14 protein-coding genes are annotated in these 17,547 nt (G+C 60.6%); 1 reads left to right on the forward strand and 13 read right to left on the reverse strand.

Going from position 1 to position 17,547, the window contains the following annotated elements:
* Nucleotides 1-27 precede the first annotated feature (27 nt).
* Genes trpC through ACLD1X_RS07155 form a run of 3 tightly spaced genes read right to left on the reverse strand, consistent with a single transcriptional unit; the run spans nt 28 to nt 2,513 of the window.
* Nucleotides 28-864 carry an indole-3-glycerol phosphate synthase TrpC gene (gene trpC / locus ACLD1X_RS07145; RefSeq protein WP_429366721.1) on the reverse strand — a complete coding sequence of 279 codons (837 nt, stop codon included), beginning with the start codon at nt 862-864 and terminating at the stop codon, nt 28-30.
* Complete coding sequence (trpD, locus tag ACLD1X_RS07150; RefSeq protein ID WP_429366722.1) at nt 861-1,910, reverse strand: anthranilate phosphoribosyltransferase; 1,050 nt, start codon at nt 1,908-1,910, stop codon at nt 861-863. Before trpD ends, trpC begins: the two co-directional genes overlap by 4 nt.
* A 9-nt stretch (nt 1,911-1,919) precedes the next feature.
* Nucleotides 1,920-2,513, reverse strand: a complete 594-nt coding sequence (locus tag ACLD1X_RS07155) for an aminodeoxychorismate/anthranilate synthase component II (RefSeq protein ID WP_007980194.1) — start codon at nt 2,511-2,513, stop codon at nt 1,920-1,922.
* A gap of 408 nt (nt 2,514-2,921) precedes the next feature.
* On the opposite strand from ACLD1X_RS07155, the gene estP reads away from it, so the two are divergent.
* The gene (gene estP, locus ACLD1X_RS07160) at nt 2,922-4,832 is read left to right on the forward strand and encodes an esterase EstP (protein WP_429366723.1); all 1,911 of its coding nucleotides are present in this window, start codon (nt 2,922-2,924) and stop codon (nt 4,830-4,832) included.
* Between the two features lie 163 nt (nt 4,833-4,995).
* Here the strand turns inward: estP and trpE are convergent, their stop codons facing one another.
* The 10 genes from trpE to ACLD1X_RS07210 all read right to left on the reverse strand — a co-directional run bounded on the left by trpE (nt 4,996) and on the right by ACLD1X_RS07210 (nt 17,503).
* Nucleotides 4,996-6,477 carry an anthranilate synthase component I gene (trpE, locus tag ACLD1X_RS07165; protein ID WP_429366724.1) on the reverse strand — a complete coding sequence of 494 codons (1,482 nt, stop codon included), beginning with the start codon at nt 6,475-6,477 and terminating at the stop codon, nt 4,996-4,998.
* A 69-nt stretch (nt 6,478-6,546) separates the two neighbouring features.
* Nucleotides 6,547-7,365: a phosphoglycolate phosphatase gene (locus ACLD1X_RS07170; protein WP_429366725.1), complete on the reverse strand. Its 819-nt coding sequence runs from the start codon at nt 7,363-7,365 to the stop codon at nt 6,547-6,549.
* Complete coding sequence (gene rpe, locus ACLD1X_RS07175; protein ID WP_008061583.1) at nt 7,362-8,036, reverse strand: ribulose-phosphate 3-epimerase; 675 nt, start codon at nt 8,034-8,036, stop codon at nt 7,362-7,364. The genes ACLD1X_RS07170 and rpe overlap by 4 nt, the downstream gene beginning before the upstream one ends.
* A 115-nt stretch (nt 8,037-8,151) precedes the next feature.
* Nucleotides 8,152-9,300: an iron-containing alcohol dehydrogenase gene (locus ACLD1X_RS07180; protein WP_429366726.1), complete on the reverse strand. Its 1,149-nt coding sequence runs from the start codon at nt 9,298-9,300 to the stop codon at nt 8,152-8,154.
* A gap of 237 nt (nt 9,301-9,537) precedes the next feature.
* The gene (locus tag ACLD1X_RS07185; RefSeq protein ID WP_429366727.1) at nt 9,538-10,362 is read right to left on the reverse strand and encodes an ABC transporter permease; all 825 of its coding nucleotides are present in this window, start codon (nt 10,360-10,362) and stop codon (nt 9,538-9,540) included.
* Between the two features lie 12 nt (nt 10,363-10,374).
* On the reverse strand, nt 10,375-11,622 hold the full coding sequence (locus tag ACLD1X_RS07190) for an ABC transporter permease (protein ID WP_429366728.1): 1,248 nt from the start codon (nt 11,620-11,622) through the stop codon (nt 10,375-10,377).
* A 184-nt stretch (nt 11,623-11,806) separates the two neighbouring features.
* A complete protein-coding gene (locus tag ACLD1X_RS07195; protein ID WP_429366729.1) occupies nt 11,807-12,850 on the reverse strand; it encodes an ABC transporter substrate-binding protein in 1,044 nt (347 codons plus the stop codon).
* A gap of 47 nt (nt 12,851-12,897) precedes the next feature.
* Nucleotides 12,898-14,022 carry an ABC transporter ATP-binding protein gene (locus ACLD1X_RS07200; RefSeq protein ID WP_429366730.1) on the reverse strand — a complete coding sequence of 375 codons (1,125 nt, stop codon included), beginning with the start codon at nt 14,020-14,022 and terminating at the stop codon, nt 12,898-12,900.
* A gap of 343 nt (nt 14,023-14,365) precedes the next feature.
* Complete coding sequence (locus ACLD1X_RS07205; protein ID WP_429366731.1) at nt 14,366-14,995, reverse strand: response regulator; 630 nt, start codon at nt 14,993-14,995, stop codon at nt 14,366-14,368.
* A 111-nt stretch (nt 14,996-15,106) separates the two neighbouring features.
* A complete protein-coding gene (locus ACLD1X_RS07210; RefSeq protein ID WP_429366732.1) occupies nt 15,107-17,503 on the reverse strand; it encodes a PAS domain-containing sensor histidine kinase in 2,397 nt (798 codons plus the stop codon).
* Between the last annotated feature and the right edge of the window lie 44 nt (nt 17,504-17,547).

Below are 17,547 nucleotides of genomic sequence, written 5' to 3' on the forward strand. Positions count from 1 at the left end.
GAAGGGGTCGACTCGTTCTGCGAACAATCAGTCGAGGGTCGAACCGCTGACAGGCACACCGCGCTCAGGGAAGAACAGGCGCTGCAACTCGGTACCCGGGCTTTCGGCGCGCATGAAGGCTTCGCCCACCAGGAACGCATAGACGTCACTGATTTCCATCAGTTCGACATCGGCGCGGTTGAGGATGCCGCTTTCGGTAATGACCAGACGATCACGCGGAATACGCGGCAGCAGGTCGAGGGTGGTTTCCAGGCTGACGTCGAAGGTGTGCAGGTTACGGTTGTTGATCCCGACCAGCGGCGTATCGAGGGTTTTCAAGGCCCGCTCCAGCTCATCGCCATCGTGCACTTCAACCAGCACATCGAGCCCCACGCCTTTGGCCACCGAAGCCAGCTCGGCCATTTTCACGTCGTCCAGTGCGGAGACGATCAACAGCACGCAGTCGGCGCCCAACGCACGGGCTTCGACGATCTGGTACGGATCGATCATGAAGTCCTTGCGGATCACCGGCAGGTTGCACGCGGCACGAGCCTGTTGCAGGTACGCGTCGGCGCCCTGGAAATAATCGATGTCGGTCAGCACGGAAAGACAGGTCGCCCCGCCCTTCTCGTAACTCCTGGCAATGTCAGCAGGAACGAAGTTCTCGCGGATCACACCTTTGCTTGGCGAGGCTTTCTTGATTTCGGCAATGACTGCCGGCTGTTTCAACTTGGCCTGGGCCAGCAAGGCCTTGGCAAAACCACGGGGTGCATCGGCCGCCTTGGCCAGACTTTCCAGCTCGCTCAGGCTCACACGGGCGCTACGCTCGGCAACTTCCTGAACTTTGCGGGCCAGAATGTTTTCCAGAACCGTCGGTACACTCATCCCTCATTCTCCACTTTGAATACCGCGGTAAAGGCACCCAGCTCCTCGAGTTTTTCCCGAGCGAGGCCTGTGTGCAAAGCGTCGTGCGCAAGCTCCACGCCTTCTTTCAAGCTACTGGCCAAATCAGCGGCGTACAGCGCCGCACCGGCATTGAGCACAATCATTTCGGCGGCTTTCTGGCCGTTCTCGGTTTTGCGTTTGCCCAATGCATCGCGGATCAACGCCAGCGAAGCCTCCGGGCCATCGACCGACAGACCGTGCAGGCTCTGGCTCTTCATGCCCAGATCTTCCGGCTCGACCCAGTATTCGGTGATCTCGTTGTTTTTCAGTTCGGCAACAAAAGTCGGTGCGGCGAGACTGAACTCGTCCAGGCCATCTTTGGAATGCACTACCAGCACATGTTTGCTGCCCAGACGTTGCAACACTTCGGCCAATGGCCGGCACAGCGCCGGAGTGAACACGCCCACTACCTGATGTTTCACACCGGCCGGATTCGTAAGCGGGCCGAGCATGTTGAACAGCGTACGCAGGCCAAGATCGCGGCGCGGACCGGCGGCGTACTTCATGGCCTTGTGGTGGGTCTGGGCAAACATGAAACCGATGCCGACGTTGTCGATGCAGCGCGCCACTTGCACCGGGGTCAGGTTCAGATAGATACCGGCGGCTTCCAGCAGATCGGCACTGCCGCTCTTGCCCGATACCGCACGGTTGCCGTGCTTGGCCACGGTGCAACCGGCCGCCGCGACGACAAAGGAAGAAGCCGTGGACACGTTGAAGATGTTCGCACCGTCACCGCCGGTGCCGACCACATCGACCACACCGTCGAGGGTCTTGAGTTCGACCTTGTCCGCCAACTCGCGCATCACCGACACGGCGCCGACGATTTCGTCGATGCTTTCGCTCTTCATGCGCATGGCCATCATGAACGCGCCGATCTGCGCGTCGGAGCATTGCCCGGTCATGATTTCGCGCATGACATCGCGCATTTCATCGGTAGTGAGGTCGAGATGATCGACGATGCGGCTCAGGGCTGTCTTGATGTTCATGAAAAGTCCTTAGCGCGTGCCGCCGGTTTGTTTGAGGAAGTTGGCGAACAGTTCGTGGCCCTGCTCGGTGAGGATCGATTCCGGGTGAAACTGCACGCCCTCGATGTTCAGGGTCTTGTGACGCAGGCCCATGATCTCGTCGACCGAGCCGTCTTCGAGCTGGGTCCAGGCCGTCAGCTCCAGGCAATCGGGCAGGGTTTCGCGCTTGACGATCAATGAATGATAGCGGGTCACCGTCAGCGGACGATTCAGGCCTGCGAATACACCCTTGTCCTCGTGAAATACCGGGCTAGTCTTACCGTGCATCACTTGACGGGCGCGCACCACGTCACCGCCAAAGGCCTGGCCGATGGATTGGTGGCCAAGGCAGACGCCAAGAATCGGCAGTTTGCCGGCAAAGTGCTTGATCGCTTCAATCGAGATGCCGGCTTCGGTCGGGGTGCAAGGACCGGGGGACACAACGATACGCTCAGGATTGAGGGCTTCGATTTCAGCGATGGTCAGTTCATCGTTGCGCACGACTTTGACCTGGGAGCCGAGCTCGCCCAGGTACTGCACAACGTTGTAGGTAAAGGAGTCGTAGTTATCGATCATCAGCAACATGGCGTAAAGAACCTCTTGAATTCACTGACTTTAAAGATGGCCTTCGAATGATTGACCCGCAGAGCGCTGCACTTTGTCAGGTGCCGGAGTAGCGCCAGCAAAGCGGCATTTCAAACAGGTAAAGAAGGCAAAGCGGTACAGGTCCGGCCAGGCCGGCAAAAGAATTCAGGCGCGCCAACGCCAGCGGGCGTGTGCCTTGATGACTTGATCCAGGAGTTTACTGATGATCAACACGGGGAAGGTCTCGTTCGTACGTCCCGGCACAGTAACTTAGCTGGGCAAGGCGTGCAATATCGCCGGGGGTGCTGCCTGCGAAACTATTAAAGGCTTCGCGACAGATGGCAAAAGGCCGAAAGTTTTTGGTACTGTCGTTTCGTTCACTAAAACAATAAATAAACGGACTTGCTCATGATCAAACAGTCGTTGTTTGTACCGCTCGCTGGATGTTTGCTCGCGATGGCATGCGCCCAGGCGAACGCCGCACCCAATCCTTATACAAATTTCATAGTTTTCGGGGACAGCCTCAACGACGCCGGGACCTTTGCCGACACTGGCGGGCCTGCCGGGGCGACACAGCGCTTCACCAACCGCACGGGGCCGGTGTATCTGGATGGCAGCGGTGAAGTCCGCTCGCTCAACTCCACGCAGATACTGGGTGGGAAACTGGGGTTCTCGGCGGACCAGACCGCGTCCTCGTCTTCGGCGGTGCGCGCCAGCAACGGCCAGCCCGACGGTAACAACTGGGCCGTTGGCGGCTACCGTACGGATCAGATCCTGGATTCGATCACCAGCACTTCCGCCACCGGCGATCGCACCCGGGCCGGCTACCTGCCGTCGAACAACTTCCGCGCCGACCCGAATGCACTGTATTACCTGTCGGGTGGCGGCAACGACTTCCTCCAGGGGCGCGTCACCAGCCTGCCCCAGGCCGGCGCCGCAGCTGACAGACTGGCCGACAGCGTACAGGCGCTGCAATCGGCCGGTGCCAAATACGTCATGGTCTGGTTGCTGCCCGATATCGGCTTTACCCCGGCGTTCAACGGCTCGCCGCTGCAAGCGTTCACGTCCCAGCTCAGCACCCAGTTCAACACTGAACTGGTAAGCCGACTGCAAAACATCAATGCCTCAGTCATCCCGCTCAACATTCCGGTATTGCTCAAGGAAACGTTCGCCAACCCGGCACAGTTTGGCCTGGCCACCGACCAGAACCTCGTCGCCACTTGCTTCAGCGGCAGCGGTTGCACCGAGAATGCCCGGTACGGCATCAACAGCGCCACGCCGGACCCGACCAAGCTGATCTTCAACGACTCAGTGCATCCCACCGAAGCCGGGCAACGCCTGATTGCCGATTACGCGTATTCCTTGCTGGCAGCGCCGTGGGAGCTGACCTTGCTGCCGCAAATGGCCCAAGGCACCGTGCGCGCGCATCAGGATGAGTTGCGCAATCAGTGGCTGGCCGATTGGGAAAACTGGCAAGGCGTCGGCCAGTGGCGAGCCATTGTTGCCGGCGGCGGACAGCATCAGGACTTTGACGGCCAAGGCAGCGTGGCAAGCGCCGACGGCAACGGAGCCAACCTGAACATCGGTGGCAGCTACCGTCTCGACGATGCCTGGCGCATCGGTCTGGCGGCCGGTTTCTATAACCAGAAACTCGAAGCCGGCAGTAACGATTCCGATTACAAGCTCAACACTTACCTGGGCACCGTATTCGCCCAATACCAGCAAAACCGTGTGTGGGCCGACGCGGCGTTGACGGCCGGGCATCTGGATTACGACAGCCTCAAGCGTAAATTCCAGCTGGGCGTCAACGAACGCGGCGAAAAAGGCGATACCAGCGGCTACGTCGAAGCCTTCAGCGCTCGCCTGGGTTACGACATTGCGCAACAGGCCAGCAGCCCGTGGCACCTGTCGCCGTTTGTCAGCGCCGATTTCGCCAAGGTGCAAGTCGACGGTTACTCGGAAGACGGCAACGACTCCACGGCGCTGACCTTCGCCGATCAGGACAGTATTTCCCGCCGCCTCGGCGCTGGCCTGCAGGGCAAATACCAGTTCAGCCCGCAAACCCAGGTCTTCGGCGAAGTGGCCGTCGAGCGCGAGTACAACGATGACACCCAGAACGTGGGCATCAACCTCAACAGCCTGCCGAACAATCAGTTCACGCTGCAAGGCTACACCCCGCAAAGCCACCTGAGCCGCCTGAACCTGGGCGTGAGCCACAACCTCACCCGGGACCTGGCACTGCGCGCCAGTTATAACATTCGCAAGGACGACGACTTCACCCAACAAGGCATCAACGTAGGTGTTGCGCTGGACTTCTGATGTACAGGCAATAAAAAACGCGGCGCCCTTATCAGGCGCCGCGTTTTTTGTGTCCGCAAATCCCCTGTAGGAGCTAGCTTGCTAGCGAAGGTGTGTCAGTCGACACTGTGTTGCTGACACTCCCTCGCTAGCAAGCTAGCTCCTACAGCAGGTTTTGCGTGGATCAGGTATTCGGGGTCTGTTCGGCCAGGGCAACGGCACGGAACATCGCGCGGCGCTTGTTCAGGGTTTCTTCCCATTCCAGCGCCGGCACCGAGTCGGCGACGATGCCACCACCGGCCTGCACATGCAGTTCGCCGTTCTTGATCACCGCCGTGCGGATCGCAATGGCGGTGTCCATGTTGCCGTTCCAGGCGAAGTAACCCACCGCACCGCCGTAGACGCCACGCTTGACCGGCTCCAGCTCGTCGATGATTTCCATCGCGCGAATCTTCGGTGCGCCGGACAAGGTGCCCGCCGGCAGAATCGCTCGCAGCGCGTCCATTGCCGTCAGTCCGGCCTTGAGCTGCCCGGTGACGTTCGACACGATGTGCATCACGTTGGAGTAACGCTCGATCACCATTTTTTCGGTGAGCTTCACCGAACCGATTTCCGATACGCGACCGGTATCGTTGCGACCAAGGTCGATCAGCATCAGGTGCTCGGCGATTTCCTTGTCGTCCGACAGCAGGTCCTTTTCCAGCTCCAGGTCAGCTTCTTCGCTGGCCCCGCGCGGACGAGTACCGGCAATCGGGCGCACGGTGATCAGGTTGTCTTCGACCCGCACCAGCACTTCCGGCGAACTGCCGACGACGTGGAAGTCGCCGAAGTTGAAGAAGTACATGTAAGGCGTCGGGTTGAAACAACGCAGCGCGCGGTACAGATCGATGGGTGCAGCCTTGAAGTCGATCGACATGCGCTGGGACGGCACGACCTGCATGCAGTCACCGGCCAGGATGTATTCCTTGATGGTGTCGACGGCTCTTTCGTAATCGTCCTGGGTGAAGCTGGAGCGAAACACCGGGTCAGCCGCTTGCTGCTTGCTGAAGTCCAGGCCACGGCGCGGGGTGATCGGCTGGCGCAGTTTTTCCAGCAGCTCTTCCAGGCGGGCGCGACCTTGCTCGAAAGCATCTTCCTGAGCCGGGTCGGCCAGCACGATGGCGTGCATCTTGCCGGCGAGGTTGTCGAACACCACGACAGCGTCGGAGACCATCAGCAGAATGTCCGGCACGCCCAGCGGATCCGGGTTCGGGCACTTGCCCAGACGCTTTTCCACGTAACGCACGCAGTCATAACCGAAGTAACCCACCAGGCCGCCGTTGAAACGCGGCAGGCCGGCAATGGTCGGCACGTTGTAGCGCGCCTTGAAGGCTTCGACGAAGGCCAGCGGGTCTTCCACGTCATGGCTTTCGGTCTCGACACCATCGACGGTCACGCTGACGTGGTGGTCGTGAACCCGCAGCACGGTGCGGCACGGCAGGCCGATGATCGAGTAACGCCCCCACTTCTCGCCGCCCTGTACAGACTCGAGCAAGTAGGAATTGGGCTCATCGGCCAGTTTCAGGTAGATCGACAGCGGCGTGTCGAAGTCGGCCAGGGTTTCGCAGGCAAGCGGGATGCGGTTGTAGCCGGCAGCGGCCAAACGCAGGAATTCTTCGCGGATCATGAGGTGCCTCGTGGCTTGAGGATCGAACAGTCAGGTATGCAAACGCGCCGGAAACCGGCCAGGATCAAGTCAGGCGCGCCAACGCCAGCGGGCCAGGGCCTTGATGACTTTCATCCAGAGTTTGCGAGTGACCACCACGATGGCGTTTCCAGAAGGGGGTTTGACAGCGTCGGCCAACGTTATCTCAGCGGCCGGATCCAGGCAACCGGGAATTAGCTTGCGCAGATCGTCGATCACCAGCGCCGGCGCCTCTTCGGCAATCGGCCGGCCGTGGTTATAGCCGTAGCTCAGGGCCACACACTTGACCCCCGCCGCTTTCGCCGCCAGCACATCGCTGCGCGAATCGCCAACGAACAACGACTGCGAAGCTGGAATGTTGGCCATTTTCATCACGAAAAACAGCGCGGCCGGGTCGGGTTTCTTCTGTGGCAGGGTATCGCCACCGATGATCCAGCGGAAATAACGGCCGATCTTCATCTGATCCAGCAACGGCGCGACGAAACGCTCCGGCTTGTTGGTGATCAGCGCCATCTCGACACCCTGCTTTTGCAGCCATTTGAGGGTGTCGCGCACGCCGGGGTAAACCACGGTCAGCTCATGGCTCTCGCCATAAGCCTGCATGAAATACTCCAGCGCCCGTTCAGCCTCGGCGTTATCGACCGCAGAATGATCAATACCGCCAGCCAGCGCACGACGCACCAGCACCGGTGCGCCATTGCCGACCCATTCGCGCACCGCATCCAGACCGGCGGGCTGGCGGCCGAGCTTGAGCAGCATCTTGTCCACAGCCACTGCCAGGTCCGGGACCGAGTCGATCAATGTACCGTCCAGATCGAACATCACCAGCCGCGGCAGTTGCCCCGAAAACAGCTGCTCAAAGCCACTCATGGGCGAGCCAGCGCCAGTTCGGAACGCATCTTCTCGATGACTTCCTGATAGTTCGGCGCATTGAAGATGGCCGAGCCGGCGACGAAGGTGTCGGCACCAGCCGCAGCGATTTCGCGAATGTTGTTCACGTTCACGCCACCGTCGATTTCCAGGCGAATGTCACGGCCCGACGCATCGATCAGCGCCCGCGCCTCACGCAGTTTGTCGAGGGTGCCAGGGATGAACTTCTGCCCGCCAAAGCCCGGGTTGACGCTCATCAGCAGGATCATGTCGACCTTGTCCATCACGTACTTGAGCACGTCCAGCGGGGTCGCCGGGTTGAACACCAGGCCCGACTTGCAGCCGCCCTCGCGGATCAGTTGCAGGGAGCGGTCAACGTGCTGGGTGGCTTCCGGGTGGAAGGTAATGTAGGTCGCGCCGGCTTCGATGAAGTCGCCCACGATGCGGTCCACCGGGCTGACCATCAGGTGCGCGTCGATCGGCGCGGTCACGCCGTACTTGCGCAGTGCCGAGCAGACCATCGGGCCGATGGTCAGGTTCGGCACATAGTGGTTGTCCATGACATCGAAGTGCACGAAGTCGGCACCGGCGGCCAGGACATTGTCCACTTCCTCACCCAGGCGGGCGAAGTCGGCGGAGAGAATCGACGGAGCAATTACGAAGGGCTGCATGACGCACCTTTTCTGAGCAGAATCACGATGGCGCGCATTGTATACCTCATGCTTTGACGCGCGCACCGTGAGTGCGATGATTGGAACCTGCCATCATCCTTGAACGACAAAGGCTCTAGTACGCCGCGCGATAGATCTTTTCGATATCGACGGCACTCAACTTGCGCGGATTATTGCGCATCAGGCGCTCGATTCCCGCCGCTTCCACAGCCATGGACGGGATGGCGTCCTCGGGCACACCGAAACTGCGCAGGCCTTGGGGAATTTCCACGGCGGCACACAGTTCGGTCATGGCCTGCACGGCTTTGTCAGCCGCTTCATTGGCACTCAAATGCGCGGTCTTCACGCCCATGGCCTCGGCTATATCCTGCATGCGTTCGACGCACGCCATCTTGTTCCAGGTCATGACATGGGGCAGTAGCAGGGCATTACTGACACCATGGGCAATATTGAAACGACCGCCCAGCGGATACGCCAGCGCATGCACCGCGCCAACCCCGGCATTACCGAACGCCATGCCGGCCATCAGGCTGGCGGTGGCCATGTCCTCACGGGCCTGCAAGTTGGCAGGATTGGCATAGGCCTTGGGCAAAGCCCTGGCGATCAACTTGATCGCGCCAATAGCCAGCGCATCGGTAATAGGCGAGGCATTGACCGACAGATAGGACTCGATGGCATGCACCAGCGCATCGACGCCGCTGGCCGCCGTGACGCTGCGCGGACAGGTCAGGGTCATTTGCGGGCTGACCAGTGCGACGTCCGGCAGCAGGTAGTCACTGACAATGCCCTTCTTCAGTTGTGCCACCTTGTCGGAAAGGATGGCGACATTGGTCACCTCCGAGCCGGTGCCCGCCGTGGTCGGGATGGCGATCAGCGGCGGGCCTTTGCGCGGGACCTGATCGATACCGAACAGATCCTCCAGCGCGCCGTGGTAGCCGGCATAGGCCGCCACGCTCTTGGCGATGTCGATGGCGCTGCCGCCACCCAGGCCGATCAAGCCGTCATGCCCGCCCTCGCGATAAACCTGCATGCAGTCTTCGACGATGGCGATTTCCGGGTCCGGCAGTACCCGGTCGAAAATCTCGTAGCTGCGTTCGCCCAACTGCGCCAGTGCCAGTTCCACCGTGCCGGACTTGACCAGCGCGGCATCGGTGACGATCAGCGGGTTGTCGATGTCCAGGCGCGCCAGCTCGGCGGACAGTTGCTCGATGGCACCTGCACCAGTGATCAATTTGTGAGCGATTTTGAAAGAGGAAAGACTCATGTGCGCAGCCTCTTATAGGTAGGGGAGCTGGGCACAAGAGTAGCTGGGGATTGGGGTTTGTCTGCCATTCAGGTCGTGAATGACCAAGGTTTGCGGGAACACAAAAAAACACTGTAGAAGCGAGCTTGCTTGCGATGGTCGCCAACGATAACGCGGGCCTTCTGAATGCCCGCGTCGCTCTCAGGTTCATCGCGAGCAAGCTCGCTCCTACAGGTTACAGCCGATCGATGTGTGGCTTCAGACCTGCGCAGTACGCAGTTTCTCGCTACGCCCACGCAGCCATTCCAGGGTCAGCAGCAGGATCACCGAGAAGGCAATCAGCAGCGTCGCGGCGGCGGCGATGGTCGGGCTGAGGTTTTCGCGGATGCCGCTGAACATCTGCCGTGGCAGGGTCGCTTGCTCGGGACCTGCGAGGAACAACGTCACCACCACCTCATCGAACGAAGTCGCGAAGGCAAACAACGCCCCCGAGATCACACCCGGCGCGATCAGCGGCAAGGTCACCCGGCGGAACGTGGTCAGCGGTGAAGCGCCCAGGCTCGCAGCGGCCCGCACCAGGTTGTGGTTGAACCCCTGCAAGGTCGCCGACACCGTGATGATCACGAACGGCACGCCGAGCACGGCGTGCACCACGATCAGCGAGGTATAGCTGTTGCCGAATCCCAGTGGAGCGAAGGTCAGGTAACTGGCCACACCGATGATCACCACCGGCACCACCATCGGCGAAATCACCAGCGCCATCACCAGCGCCTTGCCCGGGAAGTCGCCCCGAGTCAGGCCGATCGCCGCCAGCGTGCCGAAGATCATCGCCAACACGGTCGCCGCCGGGGCCACGATCATGCTGTTCTTCAACGAACGCATCCATTCCGCCGAGGCGAAGAAATCCTGGTACCAGTGCAGCGAGAAGCCCTGCAGCGGATAAACCAGAAAACTCCCGGAATTGAACGACAGTGGAATGATCACCAGCACCGGCAGAATCAGGAACAACAGGATCAAGCCGCAGAGAATCCGCAAGCCGTAGAACCACGCCCGTTCGATGGGCGACATATAAGGACTCAACATTTCGTTCTCCCCTTAGCTCAGGCGCAGGCGACTGGCGCCTACCAGCCAGCTGTAAATCAGATAAAGCACCACGGTCGCCAGCAGCAGCAAACCACCGAGTGCGGTCGCCATGCCCCAGTTGATGCTGGTGTTGGTGTAGAAGGCGACGAAATAGCTGACCATCTGATCGTTCGGGCTGCCCAGCAATGCCGGGGTGATGTAGTAGCCGATGGCGAGGATGAACACCAACAGGCAACCGGCGCCGACACCGGCATAGGTCTGCGGGAAGTACACCCGCCAGAAACTGGCGAACGGATGGCAGCCGAGGGAAATCGCGGCACGCATGTAGGTTGGCGAGATGCCTTTCATCACGCTGTAGATCGGCAGGATCATGAACGGCAGCAGGATGTGCACCATGGAGATGTAGACACCGACACGGTTGAACACCAGCTCGATCGGCTTATCGATGATGCCCATCGCCATCAGGCCGCTGTTGATCAGGCCGCCCGATTGCAGCAACACGATCCACGCCGCGACCCGTACCAGGATCGAGGTCCAGAACGGCAACAGCACCAGAATCATCAGCAGGTTGCTCTGCCGCGACGGCAGGTTCGCCAACAGGTAGGCCAGGGGATACGCCAGCACCAGGCAGATCACCGTGATGATCAGGCCCATCCAGAAGGTGCGGGCGAAGATGTCGAGGTAGATCGCCTGATCCGGGGTGGCCGGGGCGATTTCGCCGAGGTCGTCGATGCGATGATCGACAGCGGCCAGCAGGTAATACGGGGTGATACTGCTGGTATTGCGGCGCACCGCTTGCCAGTAGGCCGGGTCGCCCCAACGCTCATCGAGGCCTTCCAGCGCTTCTTTATAGGAAGCCGGCTCAGTGGCGAGCGGCAAGGCGCGGGCGGTTTTGGTCAGCAGGCTGCGATAACCTGCCAGCTCCATGTTCAAGCGCTTGGACAGATCACCCAGGGTCTGATTCTTGCGAGCGTCGGCGAGGTCTTCGGCCGCCGCTTTGTAAACCGGTTCAGCGGGCAGGCCGCGGCCGTCCCAGCTGGCGATGGCCGTCACGGTGCGCGGCATGCCGCCGACCACTTCCGGGTTGCCAACGCTTTTGTAGAGCAGCGCCACGATCGGCACCAGAAACACCAGCAACAGAAACAGCACCAGCGGCGCAATCAACGCCTGGGCCTTCCAGCGGTTGACCCGCTCGGCGTGCTTGAGCCGCTGCTTCAAGGTGGGGTCAGTGCCCGCGTTCACGGGGATGGCGATAGCCATGGCGTACTCCGGAAATCTTTGATCATTGCAGAGGCGGGAAACCACCTCGATCGTTTAAAACACTCTGTTCAAATGTGGGAGCGGGCTTGCTCGCGAATACGAAGTGTCAGTCGACAACGATGTTGAATGTACTGACGTCTTCGCGAGCAAGCTCGCTCCTACAGCGTAAGCCCGCGGTGCGGTCTTACTTGGCAGCCCAGGCGTTGAAGCGCTGTTCCAGTTGCTCGCCGTTGTCAGCCCAGAAGCTGACGTCGATCTGCACCTGGTTGGCGATGTTTTCCGGGGTGGTCGGCATGTCTTTCAGGACATCCTTGGCCAGCAGCGGTACGGCTTGAGTGTTGGCCGGGCCGTAGGCGATGTTTTCCGAGTAGGTCTTCTGCTGCTGTGGCATCACCGAGTAGGCGATGAACTTCTTCGCAGCTTCGGCACGCGCCTTGTCCAGGCCTTTCGGGATGGCCCATGCGTCGAAGTCGTAGATGCCGCCGTTCCACACCACTTTCAGGTTGCTTTCTTTCTGCACGGCAGCGATCCGGCCGTTGTAGGCCGAGCTCATGACCACGTCACCGGAAGCGAGATATTGCGGCGGTTGTGCGCCGGCTTCCCACCACTGGATGTTCGGCTTGAGTTCATCGAGCTTCTTGAATGCGCGGTCCTGACCATCTTTGCCGGCCAGCACTTTGTAGACGTCTTTGGGCGCAACGCCGTCGGCCATCAGTGCGAATTCCAGAGTGTACTTGGCGCCTTTACGCAGGCCACGCTTGCCCGGGAACTGCTTGGTGTCCCAGAAGTCGGCCCAGCTGGTCGGTGCGGTTTTCAGCTTGTCGGCGTTGTAGGCCATTACGGTAGACCACACGAAGAAACCCACGCCGCAAGGCTGGATCGCGCCCTTGACGTAGTCTTCGCTCTTGCCGAACAGCTTCGGATCAAGCTGCTCGAACATGTCTTCGTCGCAACCACGGGACAGTTCCGGCGATTCAACCTCTACCAGATCCCAGGACACGCTCTTGGTGTCGACCATGGCCTTGACCTTGGCCATTTCGCCGTTGTACTCACCGGCCACGATCTTGCCGTTACCTGCCGCTTCCCACGGCGCGTAGAAGGCTTTGACCTGAGCCGCCTTGTTCGCCCCGCCAAAGGACACCACGGTCAGGTCCGGGCCAGCAGCCATTGCGCCTGCCGCCCCCATCATGCCCAGTGCCAGAGCGGTGAATTTCAGGGATCTCAACATTTATTGTTCTCTCCACGTGCGGGATTAGTGTTGGTATTACGGGGCGATCAGCTCGCCTCTAGAAGAGGGTCGAGCGCGCGAACGTGCTCGACCTGCCAGCCAAGCGGTACCACGTCGCCGACGGCGAGCGAGGGATCGAGCTCGGCAATCGGTTGCTTCACGAAGAAGTCGGTCTTGCCACAGACTTCCATGCGAACCCGGACGTGGTCGCCCAGATAGATGAATTCCTCGACTCGCCCGGAGAAGCGATTGACGCATTGGTCGCTGGAGCCATTGAGGCTCACGCGCTCCGGACGGATGGACAGGGTCACCGGCTCGCCGGTCTTGCCGACATTCACCGCCAGCGCTTCAACTTTTTCACCACGCCCCAGCTCGACGACGCAACGGTCGCCGGTCTGACTGTGCAGGCGACCATTGAGACGGTTGTTCTCGCCGATGAAGTTGGCGACGAAGGTGTTTTTCGGCTCTTCGTAGAGGGTACGCGGTGGCGCGATCTGCTGGATTTCGCCCTGATGGAACACCGCCACACGGTCGGACATGGTCAGGGCTTCGCCCTGGTCGTGGGTCACGTAGACCACGGTTACGCCCAGGCGCTGGTGCAGGTGCTTGATCTCCATCTGCATGTGTTCACGCAGTTGCTTGTCGAGTGCGCCGAGCGGTTCGTCCATCAGCACCAGTTGCGGCTCGAACACCAAAGCGCGAGCCAGTGCCACACGCTGTTGCTGACCGCCGGAAAGCTGCGCCGGGTAACGCTGGGCGAAGGTATCGAGCTGGACCATGCTCAGCACGCGCTTGACCCGGGCACTGACGTCGCTCTTGTTCATGCCGCGTACGGTCAGCGGGAACGCCAGGTTCTCGGCCACCGTCATGTGCGGGAACAACGCATAGTTCTGGAACACCATGCCGATGTCGCGCTTGTGCGGCGGCACGTTGTTGATGGCGCGCCCGGCCAACAGGATTTCGCCCGCGGTCGGCGTTTCGAAACCGGCGAGCATCATCAGGCTGGTGGTCTTGCCAGAGCCTGACGGCCCGAGCAAGGTGAGGAATTCGCCTTTGCGAATGTCCAGGTTGAGGTCCTTGACGATCAGGTTCTCGCCGTCGTAGCTCTTCTGCACTCCACGAAAGCTGACCAGAACATCGTTGGCCCCTGCGCTTGAATCGACCTGGCTCATACCCACACCTTTGTTATTGATGACTGCTGTGGGATTAAGCCTAGTGGACGCTGGGGACCACGCAAATCGGGGCGCAAGAGAGATTCGCCTCAGCCGGATGGAAGGCTTGGGGTAGGGATTGCCCTACAAGGATGGCGCGTTTTGGCAAGTGCAGTGGCGAGCGGCCAGCTACAAGCCACAAGCAAGGGCAAAAGCGGATTCGCAGGATGTCGTAAATGGATATGTCACCACAGAACCTGTGGGAGCGGGCTTGCTCGCGAAAGCGGTGTATCAGACCCTGATATGTCGACTGACATACTGCTTTCGCGAGCAAGCCCGCTCCCACACTGGATTTTGGTGTCGTCTAGAGCAGTTTGTGCTCCATCGCGTACTTCACCAGCTCCGCCAACGAGGTGATGTTGAGCTTCTGCATCAGCCGCGCCTTGTGAGTGCTGATGGTCTTGCTGCTCAGCGCCAGTTGCTGGGCAATGTCATTGACGTTGGCGCCCTGGGCCAGGCGTTCGAACACGGAAAACTCACGCTCGGAGAGCAACGAATGCAATGGACGCGAGTCGGTCAGGCCAACCTCGAAGACCATGCGATCAGCCAGTTCCGGGTCGATGTAACGCCCGCCTGACGCCACTTTGCGAATGGCCGTCAGCAACAGTGCCGGATCACTGTCCTTGGTTGCATAACCGGCGGCCCCGACCTTCAGCGCCCGGGCGGCCATCTGCGCTTCGTCGTGCATCGACAGCACCAGGATCGCCGGTGGATTGTTCAGGGCGCGAATCCGCGGAATGGCTTCCAGGCCATTGACGCCCGGCATGGAGATGTCCAGCAACACCACTTCGCAGGGCACATGACGCAAGGCCTCGAGCAACTGCTCGCCATTGCTCGCCTCCCCCACCACCAGCAAGTCCTTGGCCAGGCCAATCAGCTGCTTGATGCCTTCACGGACGATGGTGTGGTCTTCGGCTACCAGTACACGGATCACGTTTTTCTCCAGATTCAAGATCTATCGCGAGCAGGGGGTCTATGAACGACCCAAAGCCAATGTGGGAGCGAGCCTGCTCGCGATGGCGTCAGGGCACACAATAGATAAACATCAGGCTGCATCCAGCGGAACACGCACACTCAGGGTCGTGCCTTCACCCGGCTCACTCTCAAGGGATAACTCACCACCCATGATCAATACCCGCTCACGCATTCCGACAATCCCAAAGGACGTTGGCCTGCCAGGCGCAGCGACAAATCCTACGCCATCATCGCTGACCGTCAGGCACAACTCGTCGCCTTCCAGCGCCAGCGTCAGTTCAACAGTATGCGCCTGGGCATGGCGCATGACATTGGTCAGCGCTTCCTGGAGGATCCGGAACAGGCCGATGGCCTTGGCGTCACTGAGCACCGGCAGATTATCCGGCACCTGCACCAGGCACGGAATCTGCGTACGCGCCTCAAATCGGCGGGCCTGCCATTCGATGGCCGAGGCAATGCCGGCATCGAGAATCGGCGGGCGCAATGCGGTTGCCACGTCGCGAACCAACTGGAAGAGTTGAGCGATCAGGCGCTTCATGCTGCCCAGGCGCTCGTTAAGGCCCGGATCAAGCTGCGCGTAAGCCAGTTCGCACATGGAAGTCTCCAGCTTGAGCACCGTCAGCATCTGGCCCAGTTCATCGTGAACTTCCCGGGCGATGCGCGCTTTTTCTTCTTCGCGCACGCTTTCCAGGTGCGCGGACAACTCGCGCAATTGTTCCCGGGAGCTGGCCAGTTCGAGTTCGATGCGCTTGCTCTCGCTGATGTCCCAGACAATCCCGTCCCAGACATAGGCGCCGTCTTCCAGCTGACGCGTGATGGCCTTGATTTCCGCCCAGCGTTGCTCGCCCTGACGGGTGAGGATCCGTCCTTGCCACGACCAGTCGCTGTCGGTATCCAGCGCATGATCCTGGGTCTGGTGATAGCTCGCCTTGTCATCCGGATGCACCAGGCTGCGCAGGCCTTTATCGCGATGTGCCAGCGTGGCCGGCGAGTAACCCACCAGGCTTTCGCTGCCTTCGCTGATGTAGGCAAAGTCGATCTGACCGGTCACCGGCGCCCGCTCCAGCCGGAAAACCAGGCCCGGAACGTTCGCAGCAATGCCTTGCAACCGCGCCTCGCTTTCCTGCAAGGCGGCCAGGGCCCGGCGCCGCTCGGTGACGTCATTGAGGTAAACCACCAGGTATTCGCCCTCGCGAAAACGCAGAAAACTCAACGAGACATCCGTCGGCAGAATGCTGCCATCGGCGCGCACGCAATTGGTTTCGAAGCTTTGCGGGCCCTCTTCACTGGCCCGGGCGCGTTTCCACAGATTGAGCCAGCGGTCCATGTGCAGGCCCGGTTCGAAGTCGATCAAGGGCCGATCGATGATCCCGCCGGGTGGATAGCCGAGCATGTTTTCCGCCGCGCGGTTGGCGTAGCGCACGTGGCTGTCCCAGTTGACCCAGAGGATGCCGACGGTGCTTTGATCGATGGAAAACTGGGTGAGCCGCAACGCCTCTTCGCTGGCGGCACGCAAGGCAATGTCTTCCTGCGCGGCCAGCAGGCGGTGCTCCAGATTGTGCTGCTGGCGACGCTGCCACAACACGATAGTCATGCAACTCAACGCCAGCACGACCATTAACAGGCAGAGGTTTTGCCAGAAACCCGGGGACTCGGTGAGCCGCGGATACTTGGGTTGCAGCCACTGATTGTGCAGTTGTTCCAGATCCTTGGCCGGGATCGCCCGTAACGCACTTTCGACGATGCCCGCCAATTCCGGCTCGTCGCGACGCGTGGCCACCCGCAGCAGCTGCGGCAGGCCGACATCCCCGACCACCACCAACCCGGAGAACTCAGGCTCGACGGACAAGCGCCCCAATTGCGCCTCATCGACCACCGCATAAGCCGCCTGCTGCCCCGTCAGCAACTGCAATGCCTGGCGCTCCATCGGGACGCCTTGCAGGTTCAGGTGCGGATAGTTGCCGTGCAGGTAATCGGCGATGGCGCTGGGCATGCGCACAGCGACGCGGGTCTGGCTGTCGAGTTTTTCCAGCTCGACAGTACCGGCGCTTTTCTGGTCGCTGACCACCAGTTGCGGTACCCGCATGTAGGGGTCGGAAAATTGCCAGAGGCGCAATCCGCCAGGGGTTTGGGTCAGCCCCGGGGCGATGTCGATTTCGCCCTCGCGGGCTGCGGCTTCCAATTGTTCAAGGTCGGGAAAGTTGCGCCAGCTCAGTTCGACATCGAGGGTCTTGGCCACCCACTTCATCAAGTCGACATTCACCCCGGACAGGCGCTGCAAGCGGCGATCGTATTGCGCATAGGGCGCCTGCAACACCAGGCCGACCCGCAACTCGCTCTGCTGCGCCAGCCAGTGCTGTTGTTTCGGGGTCAACTGGGCGACATGCGCCGCTGGCACGGCCGCCGCCCACCCCATCAAGGGAAACCACAAACAGCCGATAACCCACAGGCAGCGAAAACGCATCATCGAACTCTCACACACTGACAAATACTGACCAACCCATTAGGCTG

It is taken from the genome of Pseudomonas sp. 18173 (assembly GCF_050432945.1).
GTDB lineage: Bacteria > Pseudomonadota > Gammaproteobacteria > Pseudomonadales > Pseudomonadaceae > Aquipseudomonas.

Bases quoted from the DNA above. Each gene is read 5' to 3' on its own strand.
- trpD (WP_429366722.1), bottom strand. From the start codon at position 1,910: ATGAACATCAAGACAGCCCTGAGCCGCATCGTCGATCATCTCGACCTC.
- ACLD1X_RS07210 (WP_429366732.1), bottom strand. From the start codon at position 17,503: ATGATGCGTTTTCGCTGCCTGTGGGTTATCGGCTGTTTGTGGTTTCCC.
- ACLD1X_RS07185 (WP_429366727.1), bottom strand. From the start codon at position 10,362: ATGTTGAGTCCTTATATGTCGCCCATCGAACGGGCGTGGTTCTACGGC.
- rpe (WP_008061583.1), bottom strand. From the start codon at position 8,036: ATGCAGCCCTTCGTAATTGCTCCGTCGATTCTCTCCGCCGACTTCGCC.
- ACLD1X_RS07155 (WP_007980194.1), bottom strand. From the start codon at position 2,513: ATGTTGCTGATGATCGATAACTACGACTCCTTTACCTACAACGTTGTG.
- ACLD1X_RS07180 (WP_429366726.1), bottom strand. From the start codon at position 9,300: ATGAGTCTTTCCTCTTTCAAAATCGCTCACAAATTGATCACTGGTGCA.
- ACLD1X_RS07195 (WP_429366729.1), bottom strand. From the start codon at position 12,850: ATGTTGAGATCCCTGAAATTCACCGCTCTGGCACTGGGCATGATGGGG.
- ACLD1X_RS07190 (WP_429366728.1), bottom strand. From the start codon at position 11,622: ATGGCTATCGCCATCCCCGTGAACGCGGGCACTGACCCCACCTTGAAG.
- trpE (WP_429366724.1), bottom strand. From the start codon at position 6,477: ATGATCCGCGAAGAATTCCTGCGTTTGGCCGCTGCCGGCTACAACCGC.
- trpC (WP_429366721.1), bottom strand. From the start codon at position 864: ATGAGTGTACCGACGGTTCTGGAAAACATTCTGGCCCGCAAAGTTCAG.
- estP (WP_429366723.1), top strand. From the start codon at position 2,922: ATGATCAAACAGTCGTTGTTTGTACCGCTCGCTGGATGTTTGCTCGCG.
- ACLD1X_RS07200 (WP_429366730.1), bottom strand. From the start codon at position 14,022: ATGAGCCAGGTCGATTCAAGCGCAGGGGCCAACGATGTTCTGGTCAGC.
- ACLD1X_RS07170 (WP_429366725.1), bottom strand. From the start codon at position 7,365: ATGAGTGGCTTTGAGCAGCTGTTTTCGGGGCAACTGCCGCGGCTGGTG.